Raw genomic sequence first — 16,952 nt, 5'->3', positions numbered from 1 at the left:
CGTCAGACATCCAGTTCCTCGACGAACCGCGCGTTCTCCTGAATGTACTCAAAGCGCAGTTCCGGCTTCTTGCCCATCAGCCGTTCGACCAGATCGCCGGTCTCGCCGCCCTCGTCGTCGTCGATGCTGACCCGGATCAGCTTGCGCGAGCGGGGGTTCATCGTGGTTTCCTTCAGGTCCTTGGCGTCCATCTCGCCCAGGCCCTTGAATCGCTGGACGTCGATCTTGCCCTTGCCGCCCAGGCCCTTGGCCATCATCCGCTCTTTCTCGGCGTCGTCGGCGACATAGATGCGCTGCGCGCCCTGGGTCAGCCGGTACAGCGGCGGGCAGGCCAGATACAGATGCCCGCGGTCGATCAGCGGCCGCATCTGGGTGAAGAAGAAGGTCATCAGCAGCGATGCGATATGGGCGCCGTCCACGTCGGCGTCGGTCATGATGATGATCTTGTCATAGCGCAGGTCATCGATGCTGAACCTGCTGCCCATGCCCACGCCAAGCGCCTGGCAGAGGTCGTTGATCTCCTGGTTGGCGCCCATCTTGGACGACGCGGCCCCCAGCACGTTCAGGATCTTGCCGCGCAGCGGCAGCAGCGCCTGGGTCTGGCGTTCGCGGGCGGCCTTGGCGCTGCCGCCGGCCGAATCCCCCTCGACGATGAACAGCTCGGTCCCTTCGCGCGCATTGTTCGAACAATCGACCAGCTTGCCGGGCAGGCGCAGCTTTTTCGTGGCCGACTTGCGGGCGGTTTCCTTTTCCTGCCGGCGGCGCAGGCGTTCCTCGGCCCGCAGCACCAGAAAATCGAGGATCGCGCCCGCCGATTTCGTGTCGGCTGCCAGCCAGTTGTCGAAATGGTCGCGCACGGCGTTCTCGACCAGGCGCGCGGCCTCGGTGGTGGCCAGCCGGTCCTTGGTCTGGCCCACGAATTCCGGTTCGCGGATGAAGCAGCTGACCAGCGCGCAGCCCCCGGCCAGCAGATCCTCGCGGGTGATCTGGGCGGCCTTCTTGTTGCTGACGCGTTCGCCATAGGCGCGCACGCCCTTCAGGATCGCCGCCCAGAACCCGGCCTCGTGGGTGCCGCCCTCGGGCGTGGGGACGGTGTTGCAATAGGACTGGATGAAGCCGTCGCGCGAGGGCGTCCAGTTGATCGCCCAGTCCACCTTGCCCGGCGCGTTGAAACGCTTGAAATCGACGCTGCCGGCGAAGGGACGTTCGGCATAGGTCGAGGCGCCCGACAGGGTTTCCGACAGATAGTCGGCCAGCCCGCCCGGAAAATGGAACGTCGCCTCGACCGGCGTTTCGCCGTCATCGATCGCGGATTTCCAGCGGATCTCGACGCCCGAGAACAGATAGGCCTTGGATTTCACCATCTTCAGCATCCGCGCCGGCTTGAAGCGGTGATGGCCGAAGATCTGTTCGTCCGCGTGGAAGGTCACCGTGGTGCCGCGGCGGTTCGGGGCGGCGCCGATCCTCTGTACCGGACCCTCGGGCACCCCGCGCGAGAACCGTTGCTCGAACAGATCCTTGTTGCGTGCGACCTGGACGATCAGGCTGTCGGACAGCGCGTTCACCACCGATGCGCCGACCCCGTGCAGGCCGCCCGACGTCTCGTAGGCGTCGCCCGAGAACTTGCCGCCCGCGTGCAGCGTGCAGAGGATCACCTCGAGCGCCGACTTGCCGGGAAATTTCGGATGCGGGTCGATCGGAATGCCGCGCCCGTTGTCGCGCACCACGACGCTGAAATCGGCCAGCAGTTCCACCTCGATCCGGGTGGCATGGCCGGCGACGGCCTCATCCATCGAGTTGTCGAGGATTTCGGCGACCAGATGGTGCAGCGCGCGCTCGTCGGTGCCGCCGATATACATGCCGGGCCGCTTGCGGACCGGTTCCAGCCCCTCGAGCACCTCGATGGACGAGGCGGAATAGCTGTCAGCGGCCGCGTCGGCGGCGGAGAGAAGGTCGTCGGCCATCGGGTCTGCTCGTTTCTTGCGGGCTTTTGAGGACTATCTCATGCGCGGGGTGGCAGCGGCAAGGGGTTGTGGCGCGGGGCATTCACTGCCGCAATCGGTTGCGCGTGGACCGGCGCCCGCGGCGGGATCATTCCGGCTCGGCCAGCCGCGATTCCCACATCTTGCGAAAGGCGGGGCGCGCCTGACAATCCTGCAGCCAGGCGCGGATCGCGGGAAAATGGTCCATCAGCGGCGCATGGGGCTGCGCGTAGCGCAGGACCTCGGCCATGTTGATGTCGGCCACGGTGAAGCGGCGGCTGACCATGTGGCCCTGACGCGCCAGGTGATCCTCGACCACCTGCAACGGACGGAGCAGACGTTCGGCCGCCGTGGCGACCGCGGCCGCCTCGGCTCCGGCCAGCGCCTTGCCCGGCGCGTTCAGGAACAGAATTGTCAGGGCATCGGCCTCGATCGTGGTGGCCGCGTAAAAGCTCCATTGCAGCATCAGCGCGTCCTCGCCGGTGTCGGCAGGACCGAAGGGCTGCCCGAACTTGCGTGCCAGATACAGCGTGCAGGCCAGAGACTCGCTGAGGCACAGCCCGTCATCCTCGATCACCGGGATCGACCCGGCGGGCGACATCTTCAGGAACGATGGCGAGCGGGTGTTCAGCGGCGCGCCGGGGGCGTGGGGATCGGGCAGGCGATAGGCCTGGATCACCGGAACCTGCTGGAAGGGAAGGCCGATTTCATGGCACAGCCAGATGATGCGCGACGCGCGCGATCGCGTGACGCCGTGGATGGTCAGCATGGGCGGGCTCCTTCGGTTGTGCTGTCTTGCGGCGCCACGCTAGTCGCAAGCCTGGATGACGGGAAGTCGCATGATTTGATCCCGCTCAAGGCGCGCATCGCGAAAATGTGACAGAATGATGTCAGTTCAGCGCCATTCTGCCTTTGGAGATCCTTGCATGACCGACGATGTGACCCCGGCACCGGAAGCCGACGACCCGCAGCGCGCCGATGCTGGCCGCGACCCGGTCGCAAGTCCGGCGCCCGCGACGAAGCCGGCCGCCGTCAGACGAAAGCCTGCCCTGCGCGCGGGGTTTCCCATCGCGACGCCCGACGCCGTCCGGGCCGCCTTCGAGAGCGGGCGTTATCCCTATGCGCGCAAGATGGGACGCCGCCAATACGAGGTCGAAAAGGCGCGGCTTCAGGCCGAACTTCTGAAGCTTCAGCTGTGGGCGCTGGATCAGGGGGAAAAGTTCGTGATCCTGTTCGAGGGCCGCGACGCCGCCGGCAAGGGCGGCACGATCAAGCGTTTCAACGAACATCTGAACCCGCGCAGCGCCCGCGTCGTGGCGCTGAACAAGCCGACCGACGAGGAACGCGGCCAGTGGTTCTTTCAGCGCTATGTCCAGCATCTGCCGACGTCGGGCGAAATGGTGTTCTTCGACCGCAGCTGGTACAATCGGGCAGGCGTCGAACGGGTCATGGGGTTCTGCACGCCGAACGAGTATCTCGAGTTCATGCGGCAGGCGCCCGAATTCGAAAGGATGCTGGTCCGGTCGGGGGTCCGTCTCTACAAGTTCTGGTTCTCGGTCACGCGGGCCGAGCAGGCCCGCCGCTTTGTCCAGCGCGAAACCGACCCGCTCAAGCGTTGGAAACTGTCGCCGATCGACAAGGCAAGTCTCGACCGATGGGACGATTACACCGAGGCGAAGGAGGCGATGTTCTTCTATACCAATACGGCCGATGCGCCCTGGACGATCGTCAAGTCCGACGACAAGAAGCGCGCCCGGCTGAACTGCATGCGGCACTTCCTGTCGACCGTCGATTATCCCGACAAGGACCACGACATCGTGGTTCCGCCCGACCCGCTGATCGTCGGGCATGCCGGCCATGTCGTTCACAGCGCCGAACACATCCTTGGCACCGCGCTGCATCCCGACACACGGAAGACGGCCGCAGGCAAGCCTGGCTAGCGCAGTCCGGCGCGGTTGGCGGCACGGTCGATGGCGTCCACCACCTCCTGCGGGGCGGCGTGATGCGGCATGTGGCCGACGCCGGGCAGCACGGTCAGGCGGGATCTTGGCATTTCGGCGGCCATCCTGCGCGAGTGATAATCCAGCCCGACGGTCCTGTCGCGGTCGCCATGCACGATCTCGATGGGCTGCGGCAGGCCGGGATAGCGCGGCGCCATCTGCGCCAGATAGGGCTTGAGGTTGTCGACCTGCCTGGCATTGGCCAGAAAGCTGTCCCGGCGCAGCGACAGCCCGATGCCGACATGATCGAGATAGCCGTCCGGCACCGGGTTGGGCGCGAAGATGCGCGCAACGACATCATCGGCCCGGCTTTCCGGCGCGAAGGCCGAGATCAGCGGGATGGCCAGGTTCCGGCCGATGGCACTTGTGACGAATGGGTAGAACGCGCCCAGATCCGCCTCGTCGGGCCAGGGATGGGTCGCGCCCGACAGCAGGACGATCGCGGCCGGGCCGCCGGGGTCGCGCAACGCCCAGGCCATCGCCACCGCGCCGCCGTAGCTGTGGCCCAGCAGGATCGGGCGGCGGATGCCCAGCTGGTCGGCGGCCGCCCGCAGCAACTCGGCCTGGGCGATCGGGTTGTCGTTCTGCGCGCCGATATTGTCGGTCCAGCCCAGCCCCGGCCTGTCGAAGGCGATGACGCGATAATCGTCACGCAACCGGCCGATCAGATCGAAACTGAAATCGCGGGTGTTGCCGCTGGCGCCGTGGATCAGAACCAGATCCGGACCGCTGCCCTCGACATGGGCATGCACCCTGTGTCCGTTCACCTGCAAAAGCCGGCCGGTCGGCGGATAGGCCCGCTCGGCCTGCTGCTCGCGGGCGTCGGCGCGATCCTCGACGATGGCCGCACATCCGGCCACGGAAACAGCCAGCAGCACCAGCGCCGCGAGTCCCGGTTTCAATCCTGCCATGTCGTTCCCGCTCCTGTCGCGCCAATACCATGAACAGTCACGGCGGGACTGCGGTTCCCGTGCGCGCCAAAGCCGCGACCTCGCATGAATGTCATGGCCCGCCGCTACTTCGTGCCCGGCGCCGCCGCAAGTCGCATTTGCGCTGAGGCGTCGGGCGCACTAATGGGGGGGGTGAACAGCCGCTCGATAGGATCGCCCCCCGTGACATTGCGCCGCCTTTGCCTGTCCCTTGCCCTTGCCCTGTCTGCGCAGGCCGCGTCCGCGCATCCGCATGTCTATATCGATGCGGCGCTGGGGCTGGTCTATGACGATGCCGGGCGATTGAGCGCGGTCGAGGTGGGATGGTCCTATGACGAGCTTTACTCGCTGCTGATCGTCGAGGATCTGGGACTGGATCCCGATGGCGACGGGGTTCTGACGCCCGAGGAAAACGCCGCGTTGCAGGGCTTTGACGCCGACTGGGAGCCTGGTTTCGACGGCCGGCTTTATCTTGCCAGCGACGCCGGGCCGGTCAGCTTGCTGGCCCCCGCCGATTTCACCGCCACCTATCGCGACGGGCGCATCATCTCGCGCCATCTGCGCCCGCTGGCCACGCCGCTGGCCGGCGAGGAGCCGGCGCGTTTCCAGGTCTATGACCCCGAATTCTATGTGGATTTCAACCTGCTGGCGCAGCCGCGGATGCTGGGCCGCGACGATTGCAGCGCCAGGCTGACCGAGGGCGACCCCGACGCCACGCGTGAGGCCTATCGGCGGGCGCTTGAGGACGCGCTGGACGGCGCCACCGATGATTCCGAGGCCGAGATGGTGACGGTGGATATCGGCGCCGTCGGCGCGGGCGAGATGGAGGTGATCTGCGGCACGGGGCAGGGCAGTTGAGGATGGCCGCCACGCCACGCCATGTCGCGGCGCGCGCGCTGGCGCTCAGCGGACTGGCTGTCGCGGTGCTGCTGGTGCTGGTCTGGCAAGGCGGCGGTCTTGCCGGGATCGAGGGCTGGGCGGCGGAACGGCAGCGCGAGGCGCAGACCCTGATGGCCGGGGCGCTGCGCGGCCTGCGGGCGGGCGAGCCCGGGGCCACCGCGGCGCTGCTGTCGATCTGCTTTGGCTATGGATTCGTCCATGCGGTCGGGCCCGGCCACGGCAAGTTGCTGATCGGCGGCTATGGCTACGGCACGCAGGTGCCGCTGCAACGCCTGGCGGTGCTGGCGGTGCTGGCGTCGCTGGCGCAGGCGCTGACGGCGGTGGTGCTGGTGTGGGGCGGGATCGCGCTTCTGGACCTGTCGCGCCAGACGCTGACCGACCTGACCGAGGATGCCATGGCCCAACTCAGCGCCGGCATGATCGGTCTGGTCGGGTTATGGCTGGCCTGGCGCGGCCTGCGGCAGGTGTTGCGGACGGCGCGCGGCGCACCTGAACGGGACGCGTCGCGCGCAGATCATCATCATGACGAGGATCACGGCTGCGGCCACGCGCACGGCCCGACCGCGTCCGAGGTCGCCCAGACCCGGTCCCTGCGCGATGCGCTGGTGCTGATCGGTGGTATTGCGGTGCGACCCTGCACGGGCGCGCTGTTCCTGCTGATCCTGACCTGGCGGATGGGCATTTTCGGAACCGGCGTCGCCGGCGCGCTGGCGATGGGATTGGGCACGGCCTCGGTCTCGCTGGTCGTGGCGCTGCTTTCGGTCTGGGCGCGCCAAGGCAGCATGGCGATGCTGCCGGCAAGCGGGCCGCTGGCTGCCCTGGCGCGCTGGCTGCCCGGGATCATGCAGGTGGCCGCCGGGATGCTGATCGCCCTCGTCGCCGCCGGGCTGATGGTCTGACCGTCCTTTTCGGCTGCGACAACCTGCCGGGCTTCCCGAATTCATGCTAGGGAATACATGTCGCCACGGGGGTTGATGCAGGTCAATGCAGCTCATTGGCTCCGGCCCTAAGACCCGAGGCGCGAAACAGGAGCGATTCAGACCATGTCCACACCCCAGATGGACCCGCCCAGCCTCTACGCTGCGCGCGAGCCGATTTTCCCCAAGCGCGTCAAGGGCCGTTTCCGGAATCTCAAATGGATCATCATGGCAGTGACGCTGGCGATCTACTATGTCACGCCGTGGATCCGCTGGGATCGCGGCCCGAGCATGCCCGATCAGGCGGTGCTGGTGGACCTGGCGAATCGGCGCTTCTTCTTCTTCTGGATCGAGATCTGGCCGCATGAATTCTACTTCGTGGCGGGTCTTCTGGTGATGGCGGGGCTGGGGCTTTTCCTGTTCACCTCGGCGCTGGGTCGGGTCTGGTGCGGCTATTCCTGCCCGCAGACCGTCTGGACCGACCTCTTCATGCTGGTCGAGCGCTGGATCGAGGGGGACCGGAACGCCCGCATCCGCCTGCACCGCCAGAACTGGAACGGCCAGAAGATCCGGTTGCGGGCGATCAAGTTCACGGTCTGGCTGCTGATCGCCCTGCTGACGGGCGGGGCGTGGGTGTTCTACTTTACCGACGCTCCGACCCTGCTTGCGGACCTGCTGACCGCGCAGGCGCGGCCCGTCGCCTATATCACGATCGCCATCCTGACCGCGACGACGTTCCTGTTCGGCGGTTTCGCCCGCGAGCAGATCTGCATCTATGCCTGCCCGTGGCCACGCATCCAGGCGGCCATGATGGACGAGGACACGCTGACTGTCGCCTATCGTGAATGGCGGGGCGAGCCGCGCGGCAAATCCGGGCACGACCGCAGGCAACCCAAGGGGCAGGGTGCCGCGGGCGTCGTCGGCGACCCGGCGGCCGCCGCCCCCGGCGCCCTGGTTGCCGAGGCGCCGCAGCTGAAATCCGCGGCGCCGGCCGACAGCGCGCATGGCGACTGCATCGACTGCATGGCCTGCGTCAATGTCTGCCCGATGGGCATCGATATCCGCGATGGCCAGCAACTGGAATGCATCACCTGCGCGCTGTGCATCGACGCGTGCGACGATATCATGGAAAAGATCGGCAAGCCGCGCGGGCTGATCGACTACATGGCGCTGAAGGACGAGACCGCCGAGCGCACCGGCGCCGCGCCCAAGCCGTTGCTCAAGCACATCCTGCGGCCCCGCACGATCATGTATTTCACGCTCTGGTCGGGGATCGGCGTGCTGCTGGCGGTGGCGCTTATCATGCGCTCATCGGTGGATCTGAACGTCTCGCCCGTCCGCAATCCGCTTTTCGTCACCATGTCCGACGGTGCGGTCCGCAACACCTACGAATTGCGCTTGCGCAACAAGCAGCATGACGCGACCAGCTATGCCTTCAGCGTCGAAGGCGAGGGGGCAGAGGACCTGTCCCTGGCCATCGAAGGTGTCACCGGCAAGGCTGTCGAGGTCGCCTCCGACGCAACCCTCAGCGCGCGGCTTTACCTGACCGCGCCAGCCGGATCGCCGCTGACGTTCAGCGCAAGCACATCTTTGCAGCTGGTCGTCGACGAGGTGGACGGCGAAGGCAGCACGGCGGTCGAGACCGTATTCCACGGAAGGAGCCGATAATGCGTCGAGAACTGACCGGCCGGCATGTGCTGGCCATCACCGTCTCAGCCTTTGGCGTCATCATCGCCGTCAACCTGTTTCTGGCCTTCAAGGCGGTGAACACGTTCCCGGGGCTGGAGGTGCCGAATTCCTACGTCGCCTCGCAGAGCTTCGACAGGGAACGCAACGCCCAGGCGGCGCTTGGATGGACGGTCACGCCATCCTATGACGGGCAACAGCTGACGCTTGCCATCACCGACGCCCAGGGCCTGCCCGCGCCGGTGGAACGTCTTGCGGCGACGATCGGGCGACCGACCCACAAGCGGGCCGACCGGGTGCCCGAATTCCGCTATGAGGGCGGGCTTTACACGGCGCAATTGGAGCTTGAACCCGGAATCTGGAACATTCACGTCGTGGCCACCGCGCCGGATGGAACCCAGCTTCGTCAGCGGCTGGACCATTTCGCGGGCGCCATGGTGAAATAGGATGACCGATCTCGGCGCCCCAAGGATCAGTGCCTGCCCGGCCTGCGATGCCGCCCCTCTGGCGCAGCGCATGGCCGAGCAAGGCGCGGTGACCGCCCCGGTTGGCGACGTGATCCTGTCGCTTCCGACCGCCCATTGCGCGGTCTGCATCACCGATGTCGAGCGTGCGTTGAATGCCGTGCCGGGGGTGCGCGGGGCGCGGGTCAATTTGACGCTGCGCCGGGTTACCGTCGATGCTCCGGGGTTGACCGCAGGCGACCTGATCCCGACGCTGGAGCGCATCGGATACGAGGCGCACGAGCTGGACCCCGAGGCGCTGTCCTCGACGACCGCCGATCGTCAGGGTCGCGACCTGCTGATGCGGATCGGGATCGCCGGGTTCGCCATGATGAACATCATGATCCTGTCCGTCGCGGTCTGGTCGGGCGCCGAGACCGCCACCCGCGACATGTTTCACTGGATCAGCGCGGCCATCGCCCTGCCGACCATCGCCTTTGCCGGCCAACCATTCTTTGCCAGTGCGCTTGCCGCGCTGAAGGCCGGCAGGCTGGGGATGGATGTTCCGATCTCGCTGGCGCTGGTTCTTGCCACCGCCATCTCGGTCTACGAGACCTCGCAATCCGGTCATCACGCCTATTTCGACGCGGCCGTGATGCTGTGCTTCTTCCTGCTGGTCGGCCGCTATCTGGACCACCGCACCCGCGCCATTGCCCGTTCGGCGGCGGCCGAGCTGACCGCGCTCGAGGTTCCGCGCGCGACCTTGCTTCGCCCGAGTGCGGTGACCGGCGCCTCGATCGCCGACGCGGCCGAGGAGGTGGTGCCGGTGGCAAGCCTGGCCGCGGGCGACCTGATCCGGATCCGGCCCGGAAACCGAATCCCCGCCGATGGCGAGATCGTCGCCGGACGCAGCGAGATCGACCGCGCCCTGCTGACCGGCGAGACATTGCCGGTCGCCGCCGCGCCGGGGCTGATGCTGTCGGCCGGCGAGGTCAACCTGACCGGGCCGTTGGTCATGCGGGTCACGGCGGCCGGACGCGACAGCTCTCTGGCCCGACTGACCGCGCTGGTCGAGGCGGCCGAATCCGCCCGCGGCCGCTATACATCGCTGGCCGAGCGCGCGGCGCGCGCCTACTCGCCGCTGGTCCATCTGATGGCTCTGGCCAGCTTTGCCGGCTGGGTCTGGGCGACGGGGGATCTGCGACTGGCGGTCAATATCGCGGCCGCGGTCCTGATCATAACCTGCCCCTGTGCGCTGGGGCTGGCGGTGCCCGCCGTCGCGACCGCGGCCTCGGGCCGGTTGTTCCGGCGCGGCCTGCTGATCAAGGACGGCACGGCGCTTGAGCGTCTGGCCCAGATCGACACGGTCGTCTTCGACAAGACCGGCACGCTGACGATGGGGCGGCCGTGGCTGGTGTCGGCCGATCCGTTGCCCGCGTCGCTGCGCCCGGTCGCCCTGGCCCTGGCCCGTGGGTCTGCCCATCCGCTGTCCCGCGCGCTGGCCGAGGCGCTGTCCGCCGAGACGGCGGCCGTCATCGAGGACCAGCAGGAACATCCCGGCCGGGGCAGCTCGGCCTGCTGGCAAGGGCGCGAGGTCCGTCTGGGTCGCGCGGACTGGCTGGGCGTGACCGATGACGAGGCCGCGCGGCCCGGCAGCGCGGCCTGGTTCTCGGTCGCGGGCGAGGCTCCGATCCGTCTGGAATTCGCTGACAGCCTGCGCCCCGGCGCCCGGGAATGCGTGGCCAGGCTGCGCGCGGACGGGCAGCGCCTGATCCTGCTCTCGGGTGACCGGCCGGCCGCTGTCGCCGAACTGGCGGCGACGCTTGGGATCGAGCAGTTTCATGCCGGCATCGACCCGATGGGCAAGGCCGACCTGATCGAGGCTCTCGCCGCCGAGGGCGCGCATGTCCTGATGGTGGGGGACGGCTTGAACGACACCGCGGCGCTGGCGCGGGCGCATGCCTCGATCTCTCCGGCATCGGCGCTGGACGCGGCCCGGGTGGCCAGCGACATGGTGCTGACCGGACAGGATCTGAGCCCGGTCGCCGATGCCCTGCTGACCGCGCGCCGCGCCACGGCCCGCATCCGCGAAAACTTCGCGATCTCGATCATCTACAACATCGTCGCGGTGCCGGTGGCGATTGCCGGTTTTGCAACGCCGCTGATCGCCGCGTTGGCAATGTCGGCCAGTTCGATTACCGTGACACTGAACGCGCTGCGTCTGCGGCGCTGAACGGAGGACGATATGGAAATCCTTGCGATCCTGATCCCCGTTTCGCTTGGCCTTGGCGGTGTCGGGCTTGCCGCCTTCATCTGGGCGCTGCGATCTCGACAGTTCGAGGATCCGAAGGGCGACGCCGAGCGGATCCTGAGCGATGCCTGGGACGACCGGCCGCGGCCGGACTGAAACCACGATCCGCTGCTGCGATGCTGTGCGCCCTGTGGGGAAGGAGGGATCACATCCAGTCGAGCGGATGGCCCTCTTGGGCGCGCCTGGCCGAGCGGAGAGCAGGCTTGCGACAACGAGAAAGGGCGAGGCTGTCAGCCCCGCCCTTGTCAGGTTCCATGCCCCGGCGCAATCCGGCTCAGGGGCCGGTGACGCGGCATTCCTGCGATCGGGCTTTCAGCCTTTCGCAGGCCAGATGGGCGTCGGCCTTCGACAGGTTGACGAAGGCCGCCTCGAAGCCGCGCGCCGTATCGGCGATGCGCCGGTCCGCGCCCTCAAGGGCCGTGCCATCCTGCAACGCGGTGCGCAGAAGCAGTTTTTCAGCCTCGACCTGCGAGCCGAAGCGACCCAGCGCGATGCCCCAGCTGCGCCCGCTGCCCGAGGGGCGCGAGACGATTTCCAGCGCCGCCGGCTCTGAGATGTCGCCCTCGCCCATGGCGGCAAGGATCACCGTTTCCGAACGCGGTTTGGGCGCGGGTGAGGCCAGAAGCGACATCGTTCCGGCGCTTTCCGCCGAGGCTTCGGCCACCGCCTGCGCCACGGCATCGGCCTGACCGCTGTCGGGCTGCGCGACTGCGGCGGTGCTGGCCTGGCCGTTGCCGGTGCGCGAACGCGGGGCGGGGACGGGGCGGTCGGACGCCTCGAGGACTGGTGCCGCGAGGCTGGGCGACTGCGCACTGGGTGTCGCGCTTTCAGCCGCAGCGACCGCGGTCGCAAGCGCGTCGGCCACCGCTGCGCGCTGCGCGAGGGGACGCAAGGGCGGCCGTGTGCTGGCGGCCAGGTTCAGGCTCTTTGCGGTGATCGGGGCCCGTGTCGCCTGCCTCACCGCCTCCGCCAGCGGATCAGCGACCGCAATCGCCGCGGTCGAGGCCGTGGGACGGCGGACCCGCGCCGGAGGCTCAGAAGCGGACAGCACAAGCTGTTGCGGTTCGGGGGCGGTCGCCGCGACCGTCGGCGCAACCTGGGCACGGCGCACGATCTTCTGCTGCGCCGCGAAACGGGGCGGAGAGGGGCGCGTCTCGCGCACGCGGTCCGGGATGCGGGTGAAGGACGAATCCAGCAACTCTCCCATCACCTGATTGCGCTGCGCGGTCGAGGTGCCGCCGAACACGGTGGCGATCAGCCGCTTGTTGCCGCGCTGTGCCGATGCGGTCAGGTTGAAGCCGGCTGCGCGCGTGTAGCCGGTCTTGATGCCGTCCGCGCCGGAATAGCCGTCCAAGAACCGCTTGTTGGTGGAGGATACCTTGCTGATCCCCGCATCGGCCGAGCGCCGCGAGAAAAGATTGTAGTATTGCGGGAAATCATAGAACAGGTGACGCCCGAGGATGGTCATGTCATGCGCGGTGGAAAAATGGCCGTCCTGGGTCAGTCCGTTGGCATTGCGGAACTGGGTGTTCTGCATCCCCAGGGCGCGCGCCATTGCCGTCATCTGCTGGCCGAAGGCAGCCTCCGAACCGGCCAGTCCCTCGCCGATCGCGGTGGCTGCATCATTGGCGGACTTGATCGCGGCCGCGCGCAACAGATAGCGGAGTTCGATCTTCTGTCCGGCCCGCAAGCCCAGCTTGGACGGTGGCTCCGCCGCCGCGTTCGATGAGATCGTGAACTGCGAATCCAGTCGCACCTGCCCGCGTTCGACCGCGGTGAATGCCAGGTAGAGCGTCATCATCTTCGTCAGGGACGCGGGATGAAGCCTGGTGTCGGCGTTCTGTTTGTAGATCGGCTGCCCGGTTCGCGCGTCCATCACATAGGCGGCGAAGGGAGCCGCCGAAAGCGTCGCCGGGGCCAGAACAGCCAACATGATATAAGCCCACAACCGGGCCTTCAGGGAAAATCGGGTCACTGTCGCGGTCTCTCTGCCTCGTGCGGGCGTTTCTTTTGTTGCACACCCGTCATTAACAAAGTCACAATAGCACGAGTATATTGTGCTTGAAACCGGGCATTTGACTTATTTGGTCCCTTCTCCCCGCACCGGGGCAACGACCCGCGCGGGGCTTTCATCCACCGCAGAATTGACTATATTTCCGTTTCGGACGGGCTGCCGGAACGGCGGGCCAAGATTTCATACAAGGCCTGCAATGGCCGGAACGTGACCTGATGACGCACTGGATGACCGACAGCGACAAACCCGACGGCCAGTCCGAACTGGCCGTGAAGCCGCGGACCAAGCCGCAGCGTCCGCCGATGTACAAGGTCATGATGCTGAATGATGATTTCACACCCATGGAATTCGTTGTCCATGTGCTGGAGCGGCTTTTCAACATGACCCACGCCCAGGCGATCGAGATCATGCTGACGGTCCATCGCCGCGGCGTCGCCGTGGTCGGTGTCTTCTCCCATGAGGTCGCCGAAACGAAGGTCGCGCAGGTCATGGAACTTGCGCGCCGGCAGCAGCACCCGCTGCAATGCACCATGGAAAAAGAGTAGAACGTGACAGCAAGCAGATTAATGCTGGCCTTTCCGGATGGTCACCCGGCAGGGCGTTTTCTGGTCGTCGGCGCGCGCGGCGATGATGACCTGTCGCCGCTTGACGTGAACGCGACCCGGATACAGCAGGGGTATTTCCCCGATCATCAGGCCCTTGCCGCGCGCGGTTATCACGTGTCCGTCGCGATCGACGGAGATTTCGACGGCGCCCTTGTGGTCCTGCCACGCTCGAAGCAGCAGGCACGGGCGCGCATCGCGGACGCTGCCGCAAGGCTGGTTCCCGGGGCGCCTTTGTGGATCGACGGGCAAAAGACCGATGGCGTCGATTCGATCCTGAAGGAATTGCGTCGGCTTGCCGATATCGACGAGGTTCACAGCAAGGCGCATGGCAAGATCTTTCGGGTGACTCTGCCCGTCGAAAACGGGTTGCCGCCGGAGTGGCGATCCCGGCCCTCCGAGGTCGCACCCGGCTTTGTCACGCGTCCCGGGGTCTTTTCTGCCGACGGGATCGATCCCGGTTCGGCCTTGCTGGCGCAGCATCTGCCCGATCGCCTGCCGACACGCGTCGTGGACCTGGGCGCGGGATGGGGGTGGCTGGCCGCGCAGGCGCTGGCCCGTCCTGGCCTCGAGATCATCCATCTGGTCGAGGCTGATCACGCCGCGCTGCAATCCGCCCGCGACAATATCAGCGACCCGCGCGCGCAGTTTCACTGGGCGGATGCGCGTGATTTCACCCTGCCCGAACCGGTGAACGGCGTGATCATGAATCCGCCCTTTCACGAGGGGCGCCAGCCCGAACCGAAACTGGGGGCTGCCTTCATCGCGACCGCGGCACGGCTGTTGACCGGGGCCGGCAGGCTCTGGATGGTGTCGAACCGGCATCTGCCCTATGAAAACGTCCTTGCCGGGCATTTCGCCAAGGTCACGGAAATCGGCGGCGACAGTCGCTACAAGATCATCGAGGCCACCGGCGCAGGGCGCCAGGCGGGGAACAGGGGAGGCCGCCCATGAGCCTGTCGATCCAGGGCAAGACTGCAATCGTCACCGGCGCCTCGCGCGGCATCGGGCTGGCAATCGCCAGGCACTTCGTCGAACGGGGCGCCAACGTCGTGTTTGCCGACAGCGACGAGGAGGCGCTGGATCAGGCCATGTCGGACCACGTCAAGGAAAACGCACATCTTGTGAAATTCGCCGGCGACATCTCGCAGAAGCTGGCGATGGCCAATCTGCTTTCGGCCACGCTGGATGCGTTTGATCGGGTCGATGTGCTGGTGAACGCACATCGTTTCGTCAAGGGTTCCGACCCGCTTGACACCGACACGGGCGTGCTGGACGAGATGATGCGTCAGAACATGACCGCCGGGCTTCGCCTGTCGCAGATGGTCGCAAAGCGAATGATCAAGCAGGCCGAGGGCCAGACCGACGTGATCCAGGCCGGCGCGATCGTGAATATCTCGACGCTGGCATCGGTCAAGCCGGTTCCCGCCATGCTGGGTTATTCCATCGCCTGCGCGGCGCAGGAGCAGGCGACCCGCGGGCTTGCGCTGGCGCTGGCCCCGCATCGCATTCGCGTCAACGGTGTGCGGTTCAGCAGCGTGATGTCGCACGAACTGAAATGCGCGCTGCGCGAGAATTCCGAGATCCGAGACCAGATCATCGCGGGAACGCCGCTGGGGCGGATCGCCTCGGCCGACGAACTGTCCGAGACGGTCCATTACCTGGCAAGCGAGGGCGCGCGCTTCATGACCGGTCAGATCGTGACCGTCGATGGCGGGCGCAGCCTTGCCGATCCGGTGACCGCTCAGGACCTCTAGCGCCGCGGTGCTATTTCTGCGGCTCGGGAAATGCCGATTTGCACGCCGCCACCGATGCGAGCGCGCGATCGGCCAGGGCGGCCTTTCGCGCGGCAAGGTTTTCGCGCTTGCGCGATTCGGCTGCGGGGTCGATGGGAACGCGAAAGCGTTCGGTATCCACATAGTCGCGCCAGCAGCCCCGGGTGGTGACGCCGATGACCTCGCCCTGCCTGTCGCGTTCGACCGTGCGGCACTGGGTGTAGCGGTCGCGCACCACCTGCCTTTCTTCCCAGGCGTAACCCCTGGCAAGATTGGCCTCGACCTCGGCCAGCAGGCGGCTGACGGTTCGGAATTCCCCGGTGTGGCGGCTGATGCACCGTTCCTGCGGGGTCGCGCAGGCCGCCATCAGCAGCGGAAGGACCATCAGGGCAAGGGCGGTGTTGCGGGGCATGGCCTGTCTCATTACAGCGGTTTGTGAAATGCTATCCGCCGGGGCGCTCGCTTGGCAATTCACGAATGGGGGTCACATGGACGATCAACGCCGCCAGGCAGCGGATTGGTTCCGCGAATTGCGCGACCGCATCGTGATGGCGTTCGAGGCACTTGAGGATCGTGGCCCCGGCGAGGCCCCGGTGGGCCGGTTCGTGGTCACCCCGACGCAGCGCGGCGAGGATGGCGGCGGCGGCCTGATGTCGGTCATGCGCGGCGGCCGCGTGTTCGAGAAGGTCGGCGTGAACTGGTCCGAGGTGCACGGAACCCTGGCCCCCCGGGCGCAGGCGGCGATGGCGGCGCGTGGCGTGCCGGGCATGGACAAGGACCCGCGTTTCTGGGCATCGGGCATCAGCCTTGTCGCGCATATGCAGAACCCGCACGCGCCGGCCGTCCACATGAACACCCGGATGTTCTGGACGCCGGGCGCATGGTGGTTCGGTGGCGGCAGCGATCTGAACCCGTGCCTCGAATATCCCGAGGACACGGCCCATTTCCACGACACACTGCGCGCGGCCTGTGCACCGCATGGCAACGAACTTTACGACCGCTACAAGGCCTGGGCGGACGAATATTTCTTCATCCCGCACCGGGGACGCGCCCGGGGCGTCGGCGGTATCTTCTACGACGATCTGAACAGCGGCGACTGGCAGGCCGATTTCGACTTCACGAAAGCGGTGGGCGAAGCTTTCCTGCCCGCCTTCCTGCCGCTGGCTGAAGCCCGGATGAGCCAGACCTGGGACGAGGCCGACAAGGATGCGCAGCTGGTTCATCGCGGGCTTTATGCGGAATACAACCTCGTCTATGACCGCGGCACGAAATTCGGTCTTGAAACCGGGCACAACGCCGATGCCGTGCTGATGAGCCTGCCGCCCGTTGCGAAATGGATCTGACGCAGATTCCGGCCGTGTCCGGCGCACCGCCTTGTGGGGTTTTCTTCTGG

At 66.9% G+C, this 16,952-nt stretch carries 16 protein-coding genes; 11 read left to right on the top strand and 5 right to left on the bottom strand.

Going from position 1 to position 16,952, the window contains the following annotated elements:
• Nucleotides 1–2 precede the first annotated feature (2 nt).
• Nucleotides 3–1,964: a DNA topoisomerase IV subunit B gene (gene parE, locus L1965_RS01275; protein WP_235754598.1), complete on the bottom strand. Its 1,962-nt coding sequence runs from the start codon at nucleotides 1,962–1,964 to the stop codon at nucleotides 3–5.
• A gap of 127 nt (nucleotides 1,965–2,091) precedes the next feature.
• The gene (locus L1965_RS01270; protein WP_235754597.1) at nucleotides 2,092–2,751 is read right to left on the bottom strand and encodes a glutathione S-transferase family protein; all 660 of its coding nucleotides are present in this window, start codon (nucleotides 2,749–2,751) and stop codon (nucleotides 2,092–2,094) included.
• Between the two features lie 157 nt (nucleotides 2,752–2,908).
• Here L1965_RS01270 and ppk2 point away from each other — a divergent pair, with 157 nt between their 5' ends.
• The gene (gene ppk2 / locus L1965_RS01265) at nucleotides 2,909–3,922 is read left to right on the top strand and encodes a polyphosphate kinase 2 (RefSeq protein WP_235754596.1); all 1,014 of its coding nucleotides are present in this window, start codon (nucleotides 2,909–2,911) and stop codon (nucleotides 3,920–3,922) included.
• Here the strand turns inward: ppk2 and L1965_RS01260 are convergent.
• The gene (locus L1965_RS01260; RefSeq protein ID WP_235754595.1) at nucleotides 3,919–4,893 is read right to left on the bottom strand and encodes an alpha/beta fold hydrolase; all 975 of its coding nucleotides are present in this window, start codon (nucleotides 4,891–4,893) and stop codon (nucleotides 3,919–3,921) included. The genes ppk2 and L1965_RS01260 overlap by 4 nt on opposite strands.
• A gap of 201 nt (nucleotides 4,894–5,094) precedes the next feature.
• Between L1965_RS01260 and L1965_RS01255 the strand changes: the two genes are divergently transcribed.
• The 6 genes from L1965_RS01255 to ccoS all read left to right on the top strand — a co-directional run bounded on the left by L1965_RS01255 (nucleotide 5,095) and on the right by ccoS (nucleotide 11,264).
• Nucleotides 5,095–5,769, top strand: a complete 675-nt coding sequence (locus L1965_RS01255; protein WP_235754594.1) for a DUF1007 family protein — start codon at nucleotides 5,095–5,097, stop codon at nucleotides 5,767–5,769.
• Between the two features lie 2 nt (nucleotides 5,770–5,771).
• Nucleotides 5,772–6,710, top strand: a complete 939-nt coding sequence (locus tag L1965_RS01250; RefSeq protein WP_235754593.1) for a nickel/cobalt transporter — start codon at nucleotides 5,772–5,774, stop codon at nucleotides 6,708–6,710.
• 144 nt (nucleotides 6,711–6,854) lie between these two features.
• Entirely contained in the window at nucleotides 6,855–8,396 is a 1,542-nt protein-coding gene (ccoG, locus tag L1965_RS01245; protein WP_235754592.1) for a cytochrome c oxidase accessory protein CcoG, read from the top strand.
• The gene (locus tag L1965_RS01240) at nucleotides 8,396–8,860 is read left to right on the top strand and encodes a FixH family protein (protein ID WP_235754591.1); all 465 of its coding nucleotides are present in this window, start codon (nucleotides 8,396–8,398) and stop codon (nucleotides 8,858–8,860) included. Before ccoG ends, L1965_RS01240 begins: the two co-directional genes overlap by 1 nt.
• A gap of 1 nt (nucleotide 8,861) precedes the next feature.
• Nucleotides 8,862–11,090 (top strand): heavy metal translocating P-type ATPase, encoded by a 2,229-nt coding sequence (locus L1965_RS01235; RefSeq protein WP_235754590.1) that lies wholly within the window; start codon nucleotides 8,862–8,864, stop codon nucleotides 11,088–11,090.
• Nucleotides 11,091–11,102: 12 nt separating this feature from the next.
• Nucleotides 11,103–11,264: a cbb3-type cytochrome oxidase assembly protein CcoS gene (gene ccoS / locus L1965_RS01230; protein ID WP_235754589.1), complete on the top strand. Its 162-nt coding sequence runs from the start codon at nucleotides 11,103–11,105 to the stop codon at nucleotides 11,262–11,264.
• Nucleotides 11,265–11,442: 178 nt separating this feature from the next.
• On the opposite strand, the gene L1965_RS01225 is transcribed toward ccoS, so the two are convergent.
• A complete protein-coding gene (locus L1965_RS01225) occupies nucleotides 11,443–13,101 on the bottom strand; it encodes a serine hydrolase (RefSeq protein WP_235754588.1) in 1,659 nt (552 codons plus the stop codon).
• A 308-nt stretch (nucleotides 13,102–13,409) separates the two neighbouring features.
• Here L1965_RS01225 and clpS point away from each other — a divergent pair, with 308 nt between their 5' ends.
• From clpS to L1965_RS01210, 3 genes are read left to right on the top strand one after another with little or no spacing between them, the layout of a single operon-like run.
• Nucleotides 13,410–13,727 (top strand): ATP-dependent Clp protease adapter ClpS, encoded by a 318-nt coding sequence (gene clpS, locus L1965_RS01220; RefSeq protein WP_235754587.1) that lies wholly within the window; start codon nucleotides 13,410–13,412, stop codon nucleotides 13,725–13,727.
• A 3-nt stretch (nucleotides 13,728–13,730) separates the two neighbouring features.
• Complete coding sequence (locus L1965_RS01215; RefSeq protein WP_235754586.1) at nucleotides 13,731–14,738, top strand: class I SAM-dependent methyltransferase; 1,008 nt, start codon at nucleotides 13,731–13,733, stop codon at nucleotides 14,736–14,738.
• On the top strand, nucleotides 14,735–15,541 hold the full coding sequence (locus L1965_RS01210) for an SDR family NAD(P)-dependent oxidoreductase (RefSeq protein WP_235754585.1): 807 nt from the start codon (nucleotides 14,735–14,737) through the stop codon (nucleotides 15,539–15,541). Before L1965_RS01215 ends, L1965_RS01210 begins: the two co-directional genes overlap by 4 nt.
• A gap of 10 nt (nucleotides 15,542–15,551) precedes the next feature.
• Here the strand turns inward: L1965_RS01210 and L1965_RS01205 are convergent, their stop codons facing one another.
• Nucleotides 15,552–15,971, bottom strand: a complete 420-nt coding sequence (locus L1965_RS01205; protein WP_235754584.1) for a hypothetical protein — start codon at nucleotides 15,969–15,971, stop codon at nucleotides 15,552–15,554.
• A 76-nt stretch (nucleotides 15,972–16,047) separates the two neighbouring features.
• Here L1965_RS01205 and hemF point away from each other — a divergent pair, with 76 nt between their 5' ends.
• Entirely contained in the window at nucleotides 16,048–16,902 is an 855-nt protein-coding gene (gene hemF, locus L1965_RS01200) for an oxygen-dependent coproporphyrinogen oxidase (protein WP_235754583.1), read from the top strand.
• The last annotated feature ends 50 nt before the right edge of the window (nucleotides 16,903–16,952 follow it).

The sequence above is a fragment of the Paracoccus salsus genome, from assembly GCF_021556615.1.
In the GTDB taxonomy this organism is placed as follows: Bacteria; Pseudomonadota; Alphaproteobacteria; order Rhodobacterales; family Rhodobacteraceae; genus Paracoccus; species Paracoccus salsus.
The sequence above is the reverse complement of the archived record's forward strand: the minus strand, read 5'-3'. Positions and strand labels throughout refer to the sequence as shown.

Excerpts from the sequence above, each read along its gene's own strand:
- parE (WP_235754598.1), bottom strand. The coding sequence starts at position 1,964 with ATGGCCGACGACCTTCTCTCCGCCGCCGACGCGGCCGCTGACAGCTAT.
- L1965_RS01270 (WP_235754597.1), bottom strand. The coding sequence starts at position 2,751 with ATGCTGACCATCCACGGCGTCACGCGATCGCGCGCGTCGCGCATCATC.
- ppk2 (WP_235754596.1), top strand. The coding sequence starts at position 2,909 with ATGACCGACGATGTGACCCCGGCACCGGAAGCCGACGACCCGCAGCGC.
- L1965_RS01260 (WP_235754595.1), bottom strand. The coding sequence starts at position 4,893 with ATGGCAGGATTGAAACCGGGACTCGCGGCGCTGGTGCTGCTGGCTGTT.
- L1965_RS01250 (WP_235754593.1), top strand. The coding sequence starts at position 5,772 with ATGGCCGCCACGCCACGCCATGTCGCGGCGCGCGCGCTGGCGCTCAGC.
- ccoG (WP_235754592.1), top strand. The coding sequence starts at position 6,855 with ATGTCCACACCCCAGATGGACCCGCCCAGCCTCTACGCTGCGCGCGAG.
- L1965_RS01240 (WP_235754591.1), top strand. The coding sequence starts at position 8,396 with ATGCGTCGAGAACTGACCGGCCGGCATGTGCTGGCCATCACCGTCTCA.
- L1965_RS01235 (WP_235754590.1), top strand. The coding sequence starts at position 8,862 with ATGACCGATCTCGGCGCCCCAAGGATCAGTGCCTGCCCGGCCTGCGAT.
- ccoS (WP_235754589.1), top strand. The coding sequence starts at position 11,103 with ATGGAAATCCTTGCGATCCTGATCCCCGTTTCGCTTGGCCTTGGCGGT.
- L1965_RS01225 (WP_235754588.1), bottom strand. The coding sequence starts at position 13,101 with ATGTTGGCTGTTCTGGCCCCGGCGACGCTTTCGGCGGCTCCCTTCGCC.
- clpS (WP_235754587.1), top strand. The coding sequence starts at position 13,410 with ATGACCGACAGCGACAAACCCGACGGCCAGTCCGAACTGGCCGTGAAG.
- L1965_RS01210 (WP_235754585.1), top strand. The coding sequence starts at position 14,735 with ATGAGCCTGTCGATCCAGGGCAAGACTGCAATCGTCACCGGCGCCTCG.
- L1965_RS01205 (WP_235754584.1), bottom strand. The coding sequence starts at position 15,971 with ATGCCCCGCAACACCGCCCTTGCCCTGATGGTCCTTCCGCTGCTGATG.
- hemF (WP_235754583.1), top strand. The coding sequence starts at position 16,048 with ATGGACGATCAACGCCGCCAGGCAGCGGATTGGTTCCGCGAATTGCGC.